The following is a 17048-nucleotide window of genomic DNA, read 5'->3' as shown; positions in this document are numbered from 1 at the left end:
CAGACGATCGCACGGATCCCTAACTTTCACGGTGGTTCTCCGTGCCGTTCCCGATCGGTCGGGTGGCGGCCTTGTGCTCACTGTTGTGGAGGTGCCCCGTGCTGGGTCCCGTGATTCTTGCCGCGTCGCGCAGCGACCGGATGCGACGCCTGATCTCGGCGGCCCCGGTGACCAAGCAGGTCGTGGACCGCTTCATCCCGGGCGAGACCGTGGACGACATCGTCCCCATCATCGCGGACCTGACCGGCAAGGGCCTGGAGCTGACCATGGACGTGGTCGGCGAGGACATCACCACCCCCGGGCAGGCCACCGCCGCCCGCGACGCCTACCTGGCGCTGATCGACCACATCAAGGACCTGGACCTCGGCCCGCGGGTCGAGATGTCCGTGAAGCTGTCGATGTTCGGCCAGGCGCTGCCGGGCGGCCACGAGCTGGCCCTCGCCAACGTCCGCCCGGTCGTCGAGGCCGCCGCCGCCATCGGCACCACGGTCACCCTGGACGCCGAGGACCACACCACCCTCGACTCGATGTTCGCCATCCACGAGGAGCTGCGGAAGGACTTCCCGCAGACCGGCTGCGTCATCCAGGCGTACCTCTTCCGCACCGAGGCCGACGCGCGCCGCCTCGCCGCGAGCGGCTCTCGCGTACGGTTGGTGAAGGGCGCCTACAAGGAGCCCGCCGAAGTCGCCTACCAGGACAAGCACGAGATCGACAAGGCGTACGTGCGGATCCTGCGCACCCTGATGGAGGGCGAGGGCTACCCGATGATCGGGTCCCACGACCCGCGCCTCATCTCCATCGCGCAGGAGCTGGCCCGCACGGCCGGCCGCAAGCTCGACGAGTACGAGTTCCAGATGCTGTACGGCATCCGCGGCGACGAGCACCTGCGGCTGGCCGCCGAGGGCCACCGCATGCGCGTCTACACCGCCTACGGCACCGACTGGTACGGCTACTTCATGCGCCGTCTCGCCGAGAAGCCGGCCAACCTGCGCTTCTTCGTCCGCTCGATGGTCAGCAAGGGCTGAGCGAGCCCGCTCCACAGCTCGAAACACCGCTCAAGTCAAGGAGTTACGGAACCCATGGACGCTGTGACCCAGGTCCCCACCCCCGTCAACGAGCCGGTGCGCGGCTACGCCCCCGGTTCGCCCGAGCGGGCCCGTCTGGAGGCCAGGCTCAAGGAGCTGGCCGAGAACCCGGTCGACCTGCCGTGCACCATCGGCGGCGAGAAGCGGATGGGCGGCGGCGACGCCTTCGAGGTCGTGCAGCCGCACAACCACAAGGCCGTCCTCGGTACGTACCGCAACGCCACCCGGCAGGACGCCCAGGACGCGATCGACGCCGCCCTGGCCGCCGCCCCCGCCTGGCGCGCGATGTCCTTCGACGACCGCGCGGCGATCATCCTGCGCGCCGCCGAGCTGCTGGCCGGCCCCCGGCGCGAGACCATCGCCGCCTCCACCATGCTCGGCCAGTCCAAGACCGCGCAGCAGGCCGAGATCGACAGCCCCTGCGAGCTGGTCGACTTCTGGCGCTTCAACGTCCACTACGCCCGCCAGATCCTGGCCGAGCAGCCCCCGGCCAACGCGCCGGGCGTGTGGAACCGCCTGGACCACCGCCCGCTGGAGGGCTTCGTCTACGCGATCACGCCGTTCAACTTCTCGGCGATCGCGGCCAACCTGCCCACCGCGCCGGCCCTCATGGGCAACGTGGTGATCTGGAAGCCGTCCCCCACCCAGACGCACGCCGCCGTCCTGCTCATGAAGCTGCTGGAGGAGGCGGGCCTGCCCAAGGGCGTCATCAACCTCCTCACCGGTGACGGCCTGGAGGTCTCCGAGGTGGCCCTGAACCACCGCGACCTGGCCGGCATCCACTTCACCGGCTCGACCAAGACCTTCCAGCACCTGTGGAAGACGGTCGGCAACAACATCGAGAAGTACCGCTCCTACCCGCGCCTGGTCGGCGAGACCGGCGGCAAGGACTTCGTCGTCGCCCACCCGAGCGCCGACCGCGCGGTGCTGAAGACCGCCCTGACCCGCGGTGCCTTCGAGTACCAGGGCCAGAAGTGCTCGGCCACCTCCCGCGCGTACATCCCGGCGTCGATCTGGAACGACGGCTTCAAGGAGGAGTTCGCGGCGGAGGTCGACGGCATCACCATGGGTGACGTCACCGACCTGTCGAACTTCATCGGCGCGGTCATCGACGCGCGGTCCTTCGCCAAGAACAAGGCCGCCATCGACCGGGCCGAGGCGGACCCGAGCTGCACGATCGTGGCGGGCGGCTCCTACGACGACTCGGTCGGCTACTTCGTGCGTCCCACCGTCATCGAGTGCACCGACCCGGAGAACGAGGTGTTCACCACCGAGTACTTCGGCCCGATCCTCGCCGTGCACGTCTACGAGGACGACAAGTACGACGAGATGCTGACCCAGATGGAGTCGGTCTCCGACTACGCCCTGACCGGCTCGGTCATCGCGGGCGACCGTGCGGCGGCGGCGTACACGATGGAGAAGCTGCGCTACGCGGCCGGCAACTTCTACATCAACGACAAGTCGACCGGCGCCGTGGTCGGCCAGCAGCCCTTCGGCGGCGGCCGCGCCTCCGGCACCAACGACAAGGCCGGTGCCCCGCAGAACCTGATGCGCTGGACGCTGACCCGCGCCATCAAGGAGGCCCTGGTCGCGCCGACCGACTACACCTACCCGCACATGGGCTGACGCCCGCGCGCAACGGGCCGGGTCCGCCGAGGACCCGGCCCGTTCGCATGCCCGCCGCCGCGCCGGCCGGCCCGCTCCGGCCGGCCGTGCGCCGCTAGCCGGGCAGTTCCGTCCGCTCCCACCACTCGTACACCGGGAGCCTGCCCTCCGGGGTGTCCGCGTGGCGCGAGGTCGGCCGGAAGTGCTCGTAGCCGTTGCGCAGCTCGATCTTCACGTCCTCCCCGGGCGCGGTGACCGGGACGATCCTCTCGGGCAGGTCCTGCGGGCCGCCCTCCAGCAGTGCCTTGGCCGTGTCGTTCATGACCTCACCGTTCCCCCGCCGCGCCCCGATGCCGCCTGCCGCGCGGACGATCAGCCGTGTGGGCGATCCGGGCCCGGCCCGCCGCCCGCCGGGGACCGGAATGCCGGACCGCCGCCCGCCGGGGGCCGGGATACTGGCCCGATGACAGCCGCGATACGCACCGTCCACACCGCCGGGCTCACCCCCGCCGAACTCCGCGCCGTCCGCACGCTCCTGGACGACGCCTTCGACGGCGACTTCAGCGACCACGACTGGGACCACTCCCTGGGCGGCATGCACGCCCTGGTGCACGACGAGCACGGCCTCGCCGCGCACGGCTCGGTCGTCATGCGGCGGGTCCGGCTGCGCGGACGCTGGCTGCGCACCGGGTACGTGGAGGCCGTCGCCGTCCGCGAGGACGTCCGGCGCACCGGTCTCGGGACGCTCGTCATGGACGCCCTGGAGCAGGTCCTGGCCCGCGCCTACGATCTCGGCGCCCTCTCGGCGAGCGAGGCCGGCGCCCGGCTCTACGCGGCCCGGGGCTGGCGGCCCTGGCCCGGACCGGTGTGCGCGCTCGGCCCGGACGGCGTGGTCCGGCTGCCCGGGGAGGAGGGGTCCACCTACGTCTGGCCCCGCGCCGCCGCGGCCGACCCCGGTGCCGAACTGGTCTTCGACTGGCGGGACGGCGACGTCACCTGAAGGCGCCGTGCGCGGCCTTGCGGGAATCTCCCCAGGTCACGGGCGTGTGGCAGGCCCGCGTCAGCCGTACGGCCGGGTTCACCGTCTCAGATAGTAGGAAGTCCGAGTAATTGTGCAGACAGGGGCGCGGTCCTGGCCTAGTTTTGTAGGAGCCGAACGTCTCGCTGATCCAGCGAATGGCGGCCGTGAGCCGGGCCCCTGGCAGGACACCCCTGCGGCCCCGCTCCCCGCCCACTCCGGCCTCTCGTATCCCTCTGCCGGTGCGCCGCATCCGTGCGCCGCTGCCGTGTGTCACGAAGGAGTCGATCCCCATGGCCGAGACGACCGTCCGCCTCCGAGTCCGCCACGCCTCCCGTACGGCCGAGTCCGACCGCAAGAACGCCGCCGCGGCTCTCCAGCGCGCTCTGGACCGCCGCGACAACGGCGGCGAGACCGGCCACTGAGCCACCCGCCTGTGTCCAGATACCGGACACTCCATGTCATCTCTCGGGACGAGGGGTAGGGTGCCGACATGTCTCGCAGCATCGATCTCGCAGTGATCCCCGGTGACGGCATCGGCCAGGAAGTGGTGGCCGAGGGGCTGAAGGTCCTGGCCGCCGCCCTCCCGCAGGATGTGAAGCTGGAGACCGAGGAGTACGACTTCGGCGCCCGGCGCTACCACGCCACCGGTGAGACCCTCACCGACGCCGACCTCGACGCCCTCAAGGGTCACGACGCGATCCTGCTGGGCGCGATCGGTGACCCGTCGGTGCCCTCCGGTGTCCTGGAGCGCGGCTTCCTGCTCAAGCTCCGCTTCGCCTTCGACCACCACGTCAACCTGCGCCCGAGCAAGCTGCTCCCGGGTGTCGCCACCCCGCTCGCGGGCGAGCCGCGGATCGACTTCGTCGTCGTCCGCGAGGGCACCGAAGGCCCGTACACCGGCAACGGCGGCACGATCCGCAAGGGCACCGCGCACGAGGTCGCCACCGAGGTCTCCGTCAACACGGCCTACGGTGTCGAGCGCGTCGTCCGTGACGCCTTCGCCCGCGCCCAGGCCCGCCCCCGCAAGAAGCTCACGCTCGTCCACAAGAACAACGTGCTGACCTTCGCCGGTCACCTGTGGACGAACATCTTCAACCAGGTGGCCGAGGAGTACCCCGAGGTCACCACCGAGTACATCCACGTCGACGCGGCGACCATCTACCTGGTCACCCAGCCCGAGCGGTTCGACGTCATCGTCACCGACAACCTCTTCGGCGACATCATCACCGACCTCGCCGCGGCCGTCTCCGGCGGCATCGGCGTCGCGGCCTCGGGGAACATCAACCCGAGCCGCGAGTTCCCGTCCATGTTCGAGCCGGTGCACGGCTCGGCCCCGGACATCGCGGGCCAGGGCAAGGCCGACCCCACGGCCACCGTGCTCTCCGTCGCCCTGCTCCTGCGCCACCTCGGCTACGACGCCGAGGCGACCCGGATCGAGGACGCCGTCTCCGCCGACCTCGCGGAGCGCGGCGCGCTGCCCGAGCGCACCACCGCCGAGATCGGCGACGCGCTCGCCGTACGAGTAGCCGGCTGACCCCCAGGCCGCTCGGATCTCTTCGAAGCCGTCGGGTCGCACACCGCGCCCGGCGGCTTCCCCCTGTCCGCCGCCGGGTGCCACCATCGAACCCTGGGGCCCTTCCGGTGGATCTCCGCGGGAGAAGGAGCGCCACCGGAAGGACCCGGGCCGCATTCACCCCGTTTCCGCCCGCCGCGGCGCCCGCGCGATAATCGAACGCGGAGCCGCGACATGAGGGAATGCTCGGACGTCCCAGCACCGGCCACGGGCCGTGCGGGCGTGAGCGCGGCCCGTCACGACAACTCGGTGAAGGACACTCACTCATGACGACGCCCACGATCGAGCTCAAGCCCTCGGCCAACCCGCTCTCCGCCGCCGAGCGCGACGCGCTCCTGGCCAACCCGGGGTTCGGCCGCCACTTCACCGACCACATGGTGACGATCAGGTGGACCGAGGGCCGGGGCTGGCACGACGGTCAGCTCGTTCCGTACGCGCCGATCCCCATGGACCCGGCCACGACCGTCCTGCACTACGCCCAGGAGATCTTCGAGGGCCTGAAGGCCTACCGCCAGCCCGACGGCTCGGTCGCCACCTTCCGCCCGGAGAAGAACGCCCGGCGTTTCCAGGCCTCCGCGCGCCGGCTCGCCATGCCCGAGCTGCCCGTCGAGACCTTCATCGAGGCCTGTGACGTGCTGGTCCGGCAGGACAAGGACTGGGTGCCGGCGCACGGCGGCGAGGAGTCCCTGTACCTGCGCCCGTTCATGATCGCCACCGAGGTCGGTCTCGGCGTCAAGCCGGCCAACGAGTACCTGTTCCTCGTGATCGCCTCCCCGGCGGGGGCGTACTTCCCCGGCGGGGTCAAGCCCGTCTCCATCTGGGCCTCCGAGGACCGCGTCCGCGCCGTCCCCGGCGGCATGGGCGACGCCAAGACCGGCGGCAACTACGCGGCCTCCCTGCTCGCCCAGGCCGAGGCCGCCGCCGAGGGCTGCGACCAGGTCTGCTACCTCGACGCCGTGGAGCACAAGTGGGTCGAGGAACTGGGCGGCATGAACCTGTACTTCGTGTACGGCGACAAGATCGTCACGCCCACGCTCAGCGGCTCGATCCTGGAGGGCGTCACCCGCGACTCGCTCCTCACCGTCGCCCGTGACCTCGGCTACCAGGCCGAGGAGGCCCGGGTCTCCGTCGACCAGTGGCAGCGCGACTCCGAGAACGGCACGCTGACCGAGGTCTTCGCCTGCGGCACGGCCGCCGTGATCACCCCCGTGGGCACGGTCAAGCGTGCGAACGCCCAGTGGCAGCAGTCGGGCGGCGAGCCCGGCGAGGTCACCATGCGGCTGCGCCAGGCCCTGCTCGACATCCAGCGGGGCGTCACCGAGGACAAGCACGGCTGGATGCACCGGCTCGGCTAGCCAGCCCTCGTCAGGCCGGTCGAGGCCCCGGGAACTCACGGCGCCTGACCGGCGTCGGGGGCCTGTTCCACCGGACAGGTCCTGATCGCACCCGCCTCCCACGGAAGGCCGCCGCGGACACCGCGTCCGCGGCGGCCTTCGTGCGTTCCTGACGGCTTCCTCCCGCGTTCCTCCCCGTACTCCTCGCGCGTCCCCCGCGTCCTGGTTTGAGTGTTGCTCCAAATGTGACGCGGTCGCACACCCCCCATGCCTTCCCCTTCCTTGTCACTGCTGTTTAGAGTGTCGTTCTAAACTCAGGAAGCCAAGGAGGTGCCGCCGCGTGAGACTGACCCCCACCGAGCGTGACCGGCTGCTGCTCTTCAGCGCCGCCGAGCTGGCCCGCGCCCGCAGGTCCCGCGGCCTGCGGCTCAACGTGCCGGAGGCCACCGCGCTGATCGCCGACACGGTGTGCGAGGCCGCCCGCGACGGCGCCCGGCTCGCCGAGGCGATCGAGCGCGCCCGTACGGTGCTCGGCCCGGACGACGTCCTGCCGGGCGTCGCCGACGTGGTCACGGAGGTCCACGTGGAGGCCGTCTTCGACGACGGGTCACGGCTCGCGATCGTCACCGAACCCCTCGCCGGCGGCTCCCTGGGCGAGGAGGGCCCGGGCGCGCTGCTGCCCGGCCCGCGGCACGCCGACCCCGGGCCCGCCCTGCGGCTCACGGTCACCAACACGGCGGCCGTCCCCGTCTCCGTCACCTCCCACTTCCACTTCTTCGAGGCCAACCCGCGTCTCGACTTCGACCGGGCCGCCGCCTACGGCACGCACCTGGCGGTGCCCGCCGGCTCGTCGGTGCGGTTCGGACCGGGGGAGAGCGCCGAGGTCGGTCTCGTGCCGATCGGCGGCGAACGCATCGCGATCGGCTTCGCCGGACTCGTCGACGGGCCGCTGGACGCGCCTGGCGCGAAGCAGGAGGCGCTGCGCAGGGCCGCCGCCTGCGGCTACCTGGGGGCCGCCGCCGGGGACACACCGGAAGGAGAGGCCCGATGAGCCGCTCGAAGGGACGCGAGGTCAGCCGGGCGATCCACGTCGACCCGCACGCCTACGCCGCCACCCACGGCCCGCGCGCCGGCGACCGCATCCGCCTCGGCGACTCCGGTCTCGTCGTCCGCGTGGAGTCCGACGCGCAGAAGTACGGCGACGAGTTCCTCGCCGGGTTCGGCAAGACCGCCCGCGACGGCCTGCACCTCAAGGCCGCCGCCGTCCGCGAGACCTGCGACGTCGTGATCAGCAACGTCGTCGTGATCGACGCGGTGCAGGGCATCCGCAAGGTGTCCATCGGCATCCGCGAGGGCCGGATCAGCGCGGTCGGGCGGGCCGGGAACCCCGACACCCTCGACGGCGTCGACGTCGTCGTCGGCACCGGGACCACCATCGTGTCCGGCGAGGGCCTGATCGCCACCGCCGGAGCCGTCGACACCCATGTCCACCTGCTGTCGCCGCGCATCATGGAGGCCTCGCTCGCCTCCGGCGTGACCACGATCATCGGCCAGGAGTTCGGGCCGGTGTGGGGCGTCGGCGTCAATTCGCCGTGGGCGCTCCGGCACGCCTTCAACGCCTTCGACGCCTGGCCGGTCAACATCGGCTTCCTGGGCCGGGGTTCGTCCTCGCACCAGGCCCCCCTGGTCGAGGCGCTGGCCGAGGGCGGCGCCTGCGGGTTCAAGGTGCACGAGGACATGGGCGCCCACACCCGCGCCCTGGACACCGCCCTGCGCGTCGCCGAGGAGCACGACGTCCAGGTCGCCCTGCACAGCGACGGCCTCAACGAGTGCCTGTCGGTGGAGGACACCCTCCGCGTCCTGGAGGGCCGCACCATCCACGCCTTCCACATCGAGGGCTGCGGCGGCGGACACGTCCCCAACGTGCTGAAGATGGCCGGCGTCCCCAACGTCATCGGCTCCTCCACCAACCCCACCCTGCCCTTCGGCCGGGACGCGGTCGCCGAGCACTACGGCATGATCGTCTCCGTCCACGACCTGAAGACCGACCTGCCCGGCGACGCCGCCATGGCCCGCGACCGCATCCGCGCCGGCACCATGGGCGCCGAGGACGTGCTGCACGACCTGGGCGCGATCGGCATCACCTCCTCCGACGCGCAGGGCATGGGCCGCGCGGGCGAGACCGTACGCCGTACGTTCGCGATGGCCGGGAAGATGAAGGCCGAGCTGGGCCCGGCCGAGGGGGACGGCCCCGGCGACGACAACGCCCGCGTGCTGCGCTACATCGCCAAGCTGACCGTCAACCCCGCCATCGCGCACGGGCTTTCGCACGAGGTCGGCTCGATCGAGGCGGGCAAGCTGGCCGACATCGTGCTGTGGCGCCCGGAGTACTTCGGCGCCAAACCGCAGCTCGTGCTCAAGTCCGGCTTCCCGGCGTACGGCGTGACCGGCGACCCGAACGCCGCCACCGACACCTGCGAACCCCTCGTCCTGGGACCGCAGTTCGGCGCGCACGGCGCCACCCCGGCCGACATCTCGGTGGCGTTCGTCGCGCAGGCCGCGCTCGACCGGGGCGACGACACGATGCCCACCCGCAGGCGCCGGGTCGCCGTCCGCGGCACCCGCGGCATCGGCCCCGCCGACCTGCGGCTCAACTCCCGTACCGGAGCGGTCGACGTCGACCAGCGCACCGGCCTGGTCACCCTCGACGGCGACCCGCTGCGCTCCGGGCCCGCCGACTCCGTCTCCCTCAACCGCCTGTACTTCCTCTAAGGATCCGCGAGATGACCACCCCCGCCGCCGACGGCTTCCGCATGCCCGCCGAGTGGGCGCCGCACGAGCGCACCTGGATGGCCTGGCCGGGCGCCAACCCGACCTTCGACACCCCCGAGGAGCTGGCCGCCTCCCGCGCCGCCTGGGCGTCGGTCGCCCGGGCGATCCGGCGCTTCGAACCGGTCACCGTGGTGTGCGGCCCCGGCCAGTCGGCCGACGCCCGCGCCCTGCTCGGCGACGGGATCGACACCGTCGAGCGTGACCTCGACGACGCCTGGATGCGCGACATCGGCCCCACCTTCCTGACCGACGGCAAGGGCTCACTCGCCGCCGTGGACTGGACGTTCAACGGCTGGGGCGCCCAGGACTGGGCCCGCTGGGAGCACGACGCGAAGATCGGCGCGTACGTCGCGGACCTCGCGGGCGCGAAGACGTACGCCTCGAAGCTGGTGAACGAGGGCGGTGCGATCCACGTCGACGGCGAGGGCACCGTCCTGCTGACCGAGACCGTCCAGCTCGGCCCGGAGCGCAACCCGCACTGGACCAGGGAGCAGGTCGAGGCGGAGATCCACGCTCACCTCGGCACCGAGAAGGCGATCTGGCTGCCGCGCGGCCTCACCGGCGACTACCCTCCGCACGGCTACGGCACCCTCGGCCACGTCGACATCGTCGCCGCCTTCGCCCGCCCGGGCGTCGTCGTCGCCCACCACCAGCCCGACCCGGCCCACCCCGACCACGAGGTCACCAAGGAGGTCATCGGCCTTCTCCGGTCGGCCACCGACGCGCACGGCCGTCCCCTGGAGGTCGTCGAGGTGCCCGCGCCCACCGTCCTGGAGGCCGACGGCCGCTGGGCCGACTACTCCTACATCAACCACTACCTCTGCAACGACGGTCTCGTGCTGTGCGGCTTCGACGACCCGCGCGACGAGACGGCCGCGGACATCTTCGGCCGCCTCTTCCCCGAGCGGACGGTGACCCTCGTCGACGCCCGTACGATCTTCTCCGGTGGCGGTGGCATCCACTGCGTCACCCAGCAGCAGCCGAAGGTCTGACAGGTACAGGAGCAGCAGATGGCCGGTGCGGCACGGGCCCGCAGGAACGCGCCGCCCCGCGAGGAGGTCCTCGCCGCCGCCATGGAGATGATCGCCGAGCGCGGTCTGGAGAAACTCACCATGGCGGCGCTCGGCCGCGAGGTCGGCATGAGCAGCGGCCATCTGCTCTACTACTTCGGCTCCAAGGACGAACTGCTGCTGCGCACCCTGGAGTGGAGCGAGAGCCGGCTGGGCGCCGAACGCGGGCGCCTGCTGGCCCGCGCCGCCCCCGCCCGCGAACGCCTCGACGCCTATGTCGCCCTGTACGTCCCCGACGGCCACCGCGACCCGCACTGGACGCTGTGGCTGGAGGTCTGGAACCGCTCGCTGACCGCCGGCGACGACGCCCGCGACCGGCAGGCCGCCATCGAGGGCGCCTGGCACCGCGACCTGGCCGCGCTCGTGGCCGAGGGCGTCTCGCGCGGCGAGTTCCGCCCCGTCGACGCCGACCGCTTCGCCACCCGGCTGCGCGCCCTCCTCGACGGCTTCGCCATCCACGTGGCGATCGGTCTACGCGGCACCGACCGGGAACGGGTGCTCGGCCACGTGCGCGAATTCCTGGACGCGTCGCTCAACCGCTAGACCCGCGCGCACCGCCTCGCCGGACCGCCAAACCCGCTCCCGCCACCGCCTCCGGCTGCCGCCGAAGCCCCTGCCGCTTCCCGTCTTCCCGGGCCGGTCGCCTCCGCCCGATGCGTCGGCCGTGTCCCGGCGGGGCAATGAGGGCTCATGGGACGAGAGCAGTGGAAGAAGATCTGGGTCGGTTCGGCCGGCAACATGGTGGAGTGGTACGACTGGTTCGTCTACGCCAGTTTCGCCACCTACTTCGCCGGGGCGTTCTTCCCGCACGGGAACCCGACCGCCCAGATGATGAACACCGCGGGCATCTTCGCGGTCGGGTTCTTCATGCGGCCGGTGGGCGGCTGGCTGCTCGGCCGGGTCGGTGACCGCCGGGGCCGCAAGGCGGCGCTGACCCTCACCGTCACCCTGATGTCCGCCTCCGCCGTCCTCATCGCCGTCGCACCGACCTACGGGGCCGCCGGCTACGGGGGCGCGCTGGTGCTGCTCCTGGCCCGGCTGCTCCAGGGGCTGTCGGTCGGCGGCGAGTACGCGGCGAGCGCCACCTACCTCACCGAGGCCTCGGACCCGCGCCGGCGCGGCTTCGCCTCCAGCTTCCAGTACGTGTCGATGACCGCGGGCCAGATCGTGGGCCTCGGCCTGCAGATCCTGCTCCAGCGGACCATGTCCGACCACGCGCTGCACAGCTACGGCTGGCGCATCCCGTTCGTGGTGGGCGCGCTCGGCGCCGCCGTCATCTTCTACCTGCGGCGCAGCATGCTGGAGACCGAGGTGTACGAGGCCGACGACAGCGGCGAGGAGCGCGGCACGCTGCGCGCGCTGTGGGCGCACAGGCGGGAGGCGCTGCTGGTGATGGCGCTGACCATGGGCGGCACGGTGGCGTACTACACGTACACCACCTACCTCACCAAGTACCTGTCCAACTCCGCGGGCCTGCCCAAGCGGACCGCGACCCTGGTCTCCTTCACCGCGCTGATCGTCTTCGCCTGCCTCCAGCCCCTCGCCGGACGCCTGTCCGACCGGATCGGCCGCCGCCCGCTGCTGATCACCTTCGCGGTCGGCTCGACCTTCCTGACCGTGCCGATCATGACGCTGCTGCGGCACGCGGGCAGCTTCTGGCCGGCGCTCGGCCTGTCCCTGCTCGCGCTGGTCGTGGTCACCGGCTACACCTCGATCAACGCCTGCGTGAAGGCCGAGCTGTTCCCGACCGGCGTGCGCGCGCTCGGCGTGGCCCTGCCGTACGCCCTGGCCAACGCGCTGTTCGGGGGCACCGCCGAGTACGTCGCCCTGTGGTTCAAGAAGGCCGGGGCCGAGTCCGGGTTCTTCTGGTACGTGGCGGCGTGCGCGGCCGTCTCCCTGGTGGTGTACCTCACCATGCGGGAGACCCGCGACCTGGACCTGACCCGGGTGAAGAACACCGGGGCGTCCACGCTGACGCCCGCATCCTGAGACATCGGTGAGGACGGGGGCAGGACTGTGCCAGACTGCTCCCGTGCTCTCGTTCGCCATGATTATTGGCAGCAGGCGCGCCGGTCCGCAGTGACCGTCACGTACGACCAGGTACGGGCGGCCACCGTCGTCCTCGACCCGCGCGCAGACCTCTCGCACCCGCGAGGGGTCTTTCGTTTTCCCGGCCCACCTTCAGCCGGGGACGGGGCGCGCGGGAGGATTGGGGGGACGGTGGAGCCGGTTATTCCGGTACGACCGAGATCCCACATCAGGAGCCTTGAGACATGTCCGAAACCAGCCGGCTGGACGATTCGTTCCACGTCTTCGACACCACCCTGCGCGACGGCGCCCAGCGGGAGGGCATCAACCTCACCGTCGCCGACAAGCTGGCCATCGCCCGCCACCTGGACGACTTCGGCGTGGGGTTCATCGAGGGCGGCTGGCCCGGCGCCAACCCGCGGGACACCGAGTTCTTCGCCCGCGCCAAGGACGAGATCACCTTCCGCCACGCCCAGCTGGTCGCCTTCGGCGCCACCCGCCGGGCCGGCACCAAGGCCGCGGACGACCCCCAGGTCAAGGCGCTCCTGGACTCCGGCGCCGAGGTGATCACGCTGGTCGCCAAGTCCCACGACCGGCACGTGGAGCTGGCGCTGCGCACCACCCTGGAGGAGAACCTGGAGATGGTCCGCGACACCGTCTCCCACCTGCGCTCCAAGGGCCGCCGCGTCTTCGTCGACTGCGAGCACTTCTTCGACGGCTACCGCGCCGATCCCGAGTACGCCAAGTCCGTGGTCCGGGCCGCCTCCGAGGCCGGCGCGGACGTCGTCATCCTCTGCGACACCAACGGCGGCATGCTCCCCGCCCAGGTCCACGCGGTCGTCGCCACCGTGCTGGCCGACACCGGCGCCCGGCTCGGCATCCACGCCCAGGACGACACCGGCTGCGCGGTCGCCAACACCCTGGCCGCCGTCGACGCCGGCGCCACCCACGTGCAGTGCACGGCCAACGGGTACGGCGAACGCGTCGGCAACGCCAACCTCTTCCCGGTCGTCGCCGCGCTGGAACTCAAGTACGGCAAGCAGGTGCTCCCCGAGGGCCGGCTGCGCGAGATGACCCGGATCTCGCACGCCATCGCCGAGGTCGTCAACCTCACGCCCTCCACCCACCAGCCCTACGTCGGCCTGTCCGCCTTCGCCCACAAGGCGGGTCTGCACGCCTCCGCCATCAAGGTCGACCCCGACCTGTACCAGCACATCGACCCCGAGCAGGTCGGCAACACCATGCGGATGCTGGTCTCCGACATGGCGGGCCGCGCCTCCATCGAGCTGAAGGGCAGGGAACTCGGCATCGACCTCGGCGGCGACCGCGAGCTGGTCGGCCGGGTCGTCGAGCGCGTCAAGGAACGCGAACTCAAGGGCTACACCTACGAGGCCGCCGACGCCAGCTTCGAACTCCTGCTGCGCGCGGAGGCCGAGGGCCGGCCGCTGAAGTACTTCGACGTGGAGTCCTGGCGGGCCATCGTCGAGGACCGCCCCGACGGCACCCACGCCAACGAGGCCACCGTCAAGCTGTGGGCCAAGAAGGAGCGCATCGTCGCCACCGCCGAGGGCAACGGACCGGTCAACGCCCTCGACCGCGCCCTGCGCGTCGCCCTGGAGAAGATCTACCCCCAGCTGGGCTCCCTGGAGCTGGTCGACTACAAGGTCCGCATCCTGGAGGGCAGGCACGGCACGTCCTCCACCACCCGGGTCCTCATCTCCACCTCGGACGGCAAGGGCGAGTGGGCCACGGTCGGCGTCGCCGAGAACGTCATCGCCGCCTCCTGGCAGGCCCTGGAGGACGCGTACACCTACGGCCTGCTGCGCGCCGGGGTGGAACCGGCGGCGTAGGGCCGCTCCGTCCGGGCCGGGCCGGGGGCGAAAGCCCCGTCCCGGCCGGTCAGGGCCCCCGCCAGATGTTGTCGAAGGCGGCGTTCTCCACGCGCCGCCGCTGGCGTACGCCCTCCAGTTCGGTGACGGCGTCGCCGACGGCGGCCAGCACGGTCACCGCGCTCTCGTCCTCGGGCTCGGCGGCCCGCTCGGCGCCGGCCGGGTCCGGGGCCACGCCCAGCGCGGCGGCCAGGGCGGCGAGGACCGGTTCGCGGGCGGCCCAGCGGTCGGCGGACGACCGCCGGTCCGGTGCCCCGGTGGCCGGCACCACCCGGTCCACCGGGCGGCTGGGCAGCCAGCGGTGGCGCCGGACGGTGCCGAGCTGCCCCTCCGCCTCCAGCGCGGCGGTGTAGTGCGCCGCCAGCCCGCGCCCGCGCCGCCACAGCCAGTCCTCGACGCTCTCGTACGGCTCCCGGTCCACCACACCGGCCGCCGCCTCGTCCAGGAGCGGGTCGTCCGCCAGGGTGGGCGGGCCCGGCCGCAGCCGGCCCTCGGTCAGCAGGACCGCCCCGGCGGCCAGCAGGTCGACCAGCTCGGCGCCGGCCAGGGCGAGCGAGAGGTCTCCCTGTTCGACCGGATGCTCACCGGGCACGTCCAGGGTGACGAAGAGCAGATCGCGGGCTGTGCTCATGCGGGCTCCCGGTGACAGGTCGGACACGACGGTGGCCCGACGATACGTCACCCCAGGTGCCACTCCTGGTTCGCCGCCCCCGTGCACGACCAGATCTGCGCGCGTGCGCCGTCGGCGGCCGAGTTGTCGGTGACGTCCAGGCACTTGCCGGCGGCGGTGTTCACCACCTCACCGGACGAGGCGTCGTACGACCACTGCTGCGCGCCGGTGCCGTTGCAGTCGTACAGCTGGACCTTCGCGCCGTTCGCCGTCGAACCGGAGGTCACGTCCAGGCACTTGCCGAGCGCCCGCACCGAGCCGTCCGCCCCCGCCGTCCACTGCTGGGCGGCCGAGCCGTTGCACGAGTAGAGCTGCACGGCCGTCCCGTTCGCCGCCGAACCGCCCGCCGCGTCCAGGCACTTGCCCGCGAGCCCGGTGAACGCTCCGGTCCGGTCGCCGCCGCCCGCCTGCGTCCCGGACCAGGTGAAGGTCGCCGAGGTCCGGCCCGGCAGGGTGTACGCGGCGTGCTGCCCGCCCCAGTCGAGGGTCACCGTCCGCGCGCTCGTGGAGCCGTTGTAGGCGATCAGCGCCTTGCCGCCGTCCGGGTTGCGCCAGGCCACGTTGGGCACCGACGAGGACGCGGTGGAGGCGATGCGCCGCGCGCCGGGCCGGACGAACTTCGTCAGGTGCCCCATGTCGTAGTACTCGACGGTGTAGTCGACCTGCCCGGACCGTGCGTCCCCGCGGTGCACGGTGATCAGTCCGGTGCACGTGCCGCACCCGCCGTTGTGCGGGCCCCCGTTCTGGTCCACGGCGAGGGACCACTTGGTCACCGACTTCGCCCAGTTGCGGGTGTAGTCCACGATGTTCAGCATGTCCTCGTGCTGCTGGTCGGCGATCCAGGTGCCGCCGGAGTGCTCGGTGGCGAAGGCGTCGAGCTGCGGGTACCGGTCGTGCACGGTGGTCTGCTCGCTGACGTCGCCGCCGTAGCCGTGCCAGGCGATGCCGCCGAAGTTCGGGTGCGAGCGGATCGCCGCGTCGTCCACCGTCTGCGCGGCGTAGGCGCCGTAGCTGTCCCAGTTCCAGTCGTGCGCCAGGACCTTGGTGGACAGCCCGGCCGCCTGGAGCCTGGGCAGCAGCTCGTTCTTGGTGAAGTAGGCGAGCCCGGAGGCGTTCCAGCTCATCGACGGGTAGCCCGAGCAGCAGGTCGGTTCGTTCTGCGCGGTCACGTAGGAGACGGGGACGCCCTGGTCGCGGTAGCCCTGGAGGTACTTCACGAAGTACGCGGCGTACGCCCCGTAGTCCTCGGCCTTCAGCCAGCCGCCGTTGAGCTGCCCGCTGTCCTTCATCCAGGCGGGCGCGGTCCACGGCGAGGCCATCACCGTCAGCGAGGGGTTGAGCCCGAGCGCCTGCCGGGTCAGCGGCACCACGTCCGCCAGGTCGTGCGCCAGCGAGAACCCGGCCAGCGACGGATCGCTCTGCCCGGCCGGGACGTCGTCGTAGGTGTATCCGAAGCGGGCCAGGTCCGAGGCGCCCATCGGGTTGCGCAGGAAGGACAGGCCGATGCCGTCCGTGGGGGAGAACAGCTTGCGCAGGACGGTGTCCCGGGTGGTCTGGGACAGGGTCCCGCTGCTGTTCATCAGCCAGGCCGCGGTGTCCGTGAAGGAGGCTCCGGCGCCGGTGAAGGTCTGGTAGCGGGTGTTCTCGTCGACGGCGATGTGCTCGCCGCCGCCACCGGTGCCGGACTGGAAGGCGAACGGGGCCTGCGGCTCCAGACCGCGCACCACGTGCCGGCCGCCGGAGTCGTCGGTGGTGGTCAGCCACACGGAGACCTGCTCGCCGGCGGCCCGGGCCGGCGGGGCGCCCAGCGTGGTCAGGCCGGCGGTCAGCCCGGCGGTGGTGAGCAGGCCGGCCAGCAGCAGCCGGGTCGTGCGCGCAAGTCGTCCCATGGGTGCGCCGCCCTTCGTCAGGTGGGGGTGGGGGCGTGAGTGGGGGATCGGG

Annotated in this window: 15 protein-coding genes; 12 read left to right on the top strand and 3 right to left on the bottom strand. The window is 72.0% G+C overall.

Features of this window, described 5'->3' with window-relative positions:
• The first annotated feature begins 98 nt into the window (after positions 1-98).
• On the top strand, positions 99-1025 hold the full coding sequence (locus tag IG64_RS19760; protein ID WP_037858062.1) for a proline dehydrogenase family protein: 927 nt from the start codon (positions 99-101) through the stop codon (positions 1023-1025).
• A gap of 54 nt (positions 1026-1079) precedes the next feature.
• Positions 1080-2711 carry an L-glutamate gamma-semialdehyde dehydrogenase gene (pruA, locus tag IG64_RS19755; RefSeq protein ID WP_037858060.1) on the top strand — a complete coding sequence of 544 codons (1632 nt, stop codon included), beginning with the start codon at positions 1080-1082 and terminating at the stop codon, positions 2709-2711.
• A 94-nt stretch (positions 2712-2805) separates the two neighbouring features.
• On the opposite strand, the gene IG64_RS19750 is transcribed toward pruA, so the two are convergent.
• Complete coding sequence (locus IG64_RS19750; protein WP_037858059.1) at positions 2806-3012, bottom strand: DUF5988 family protein; 207 nt, start codon at positions 3010-3012, stop codon at positions 2806-2808.
• Between the two features lie 141 nt (positions 3013-3153).
• On the opposite strand from IG64_RS19750, the gene IG64_RS19745 reads away from it, so the two are divergent.
• The 10 genes from IG64_RS19745 to cimA all read left to right on the top strand — a co-directional run bounded on the left by IG64_RS19745 (position 3154) and on the right by cimA (position 14398).
• Entirely contained in the window at positions 3154-3690 is a 537-nt protein-coding gene (locus IG64_RS19745; RefSeq protein WP_037858057.1) for a GNAT family N-acetyltransferase, read from the top strand.
• Positions 3691-4001: 311 nt separating this feature from the next.
• Positions 4002-4133 (top strand): hypothetical protein, encoded by a 132-nt coding sequence (locus IG64_RS42855; RefSeq protein ID WP_107474303.1) that lies wholly within the window; start codon positions 4002-4004, stop codon positions 4131-4133.
• Positions 4134-4201: 68 nt separating this feature from the next.
• Positions 4202-5245: a 3-isopropylmalate dehydrogenase gene (locus tag IG64_RS19740; RefSeq protein ID WP_037858054.1), complete on the top strand. Its 1044-nt coding sequence runs from the start codon at positions 4202-4204 to the stop codon at positions 5243-5245.
• Between the two features lie 305 nt (positions 5246-5550).
• Positions 5551-6639 (top strand): branched-chain amino acid aminotransferase, encoded by a 1089-nt coding sequence (locus tag IG64_RS19735; RefSeq protein ID WP_037858051.1) that lies wholly within the window; start codon positions 5551-5553, stop codon positions 6637-6639.
• A 319-nt stretch (positions 6640-6958) separates the two neighbouring features.
• Complete coding sequence (ureA, locus tag IG64_RS19730) at positions 6959-7669, top strand: urease subunit gamma (protein WP_037858049.1); 711 nt, start codon at positions 6959-6961, stop codon at positions 7667-7669.
• Positions 7666-9390, top strand: a complete 1725-nt coding sequence (locus tag IG64_RS19725; protein WP_037858048.1) for an urease subunit alpha — start codon at positions 7666-7668, stop codon at positions 9388-9390. The genes ureA and IG64_RS19725 overlap by 4 nt, the downstream gene beginning before the upstream one ends.
• A gap of 11 nt (positions 9391-9401) precedes the next feature.
• Positions 9402-10442, top strand: a complete 1041-nt coding sequence (locus tag IG64_RS19720; protein WP_037858046.1) for an agmatine deiminase family protein — start codon at positions 9402-9404, stop codon at positions 10440-10442.
• 18 nt (positions 10443-10460) lie between these two features.
• The gene (locus IG64_RS19715; protein ID WP_037858044.1) at positions 10461-11063 is read left to right on the top strand and encodes a TetR/AcrR family transcriptional regulator; all 603 of its coding nucleotides are present in this window, start codon (positions 10461-10463) and stop codon (positions 11061-11063) included.
• Between the two features lie 147 nt (positions 11064-11210).
• Entirely contained in the window at positions 11211-12509 is a 1299-nt protein-coding gene (locus IG64_RS19710; protein WP_037858043.1) for an MFS transporter, read from the top strand.
• A gap of 284 nt (positions 12510-12793) precedes the next feature.
• A complete protein-coding gene (gene cimA / locus IG64_RS19705) occupies positions 12794-14398 on the top strand; it encodes a citramalate synthase (protein WP_037858042.1) in 1605 nt (534 codons plus the stop codon).
• 49 nt (positions 14399-14447) lie between these two features.
• Here the strand turns inward: cimA and IG64_RS19700 are convergent, their stop codons facing one another.
• Together IG64_RS19700 and IG64_RS19695 are read right to left on the bottom strand one after the other, a co-directional pair.
• The gene (locus IG64_RS19700) at positions 14448-15068 is read right to left on the bottom strand and encodes a GOLPH3/VPS74 family protein (protein WP_037858040.1); all 621 of its coding nucleotides are present in this window, start codon (positions 15066-15068) and stop codon (positions 14448-14450) included.
• Between the two features lie 47 nt (positions 15069-15115).
• Positions 15116-16996 carry a ricin-type beta-trefoil lectin domain protein gene (locus IG64_RS19695; protein ID WP_037858039.1) on the bottom strand — a complete coding sequence of 627 codons (1881 nt, stop codon included), beginning with the start codon at positions 16994-16996 and terminating at the stop codon, positions 15116-15118.
• Positions 16997-17048 lie beyond the last annotated feature (52 nt).

The sequence above is a fragment of the Streptomyces sp. NRRL S-340 genome (genome assembly GCF_000720185.1).
Lineage (GTDB): Bacteria > Actinomycetota > Actinomycetes > Streptomycetales > Streptomycetaceae > Streptomyces.
This window is presented reverse-complemented; position numbering and strand designations above follow the sequence as displayed.